1 protein-coding gene is annotated in these 575 nt (G+C 67.3%); it reads right to left on the reverse strand.

The genetic code is table 11. From position 1 onward, the window contains the following. Positions 1-60 precede the first annotated feature (60 nt). Positions 61-575 (reverse strand): amidohydrolase family protein (locus tag AC1DSF_RS30600; protein ID WP_478184070.1); only part of this gene is annotated, 515 nt, incomplete at its 5' end.

Raw genomic sequence — 575 nt, forward strand, 5'->3', positions numbered from 1 at the left:
CCGTCGGGTGGTGCCGATGTCTTGCGCTACCGGTCGGCCTCCCGCCGGTGACTCCGCGTACTACTTGTCGAAGTCCAGGTTGAGCATCCGGATGGCGTTGCCGCGGATGATCTTGTAGACGGTCTCCTTGTCGAGGCCGGCCAGGTGCTCTTCGGCGACCTTCTTGGTGTGCGGCCAGGTCGAGTCGACGTGCGGGTAGTCGGTCTCGAACGTGACGTTGTCCACGCCGATCGCGTCCAGCGAGTTGACGCCGTGCTGGTCGCGGAAGAAGCACGCGAACATGTTCTGCCGGAAGTAGTACGACGGGCGCTCGGGCAGGCCGTCGCCGACGCCGGCCCACGCGCGGTGCTCTTCCCACACGTCGTCCATGCGCTCGAGGGCGTAGGGGATCCAGCCCATCTGGCCCTCGGAGTAGGCCAGCTTGAGCCGCGGGAAGCGGGCGGGGATGCCGGCGAAGATGAAGTCCGCCATCGACGCCATCGCGTTGTTGAAGCTCAGCGACGCCTGGACGGCCGCGGGCGCGTCGGGGGACGCGGCGGGCATCGTCGAGGACGAGCCGATGTGCATGTTGATGG

The organism is Variovorax sp. 01N429, from assembly GCF_056399425.1.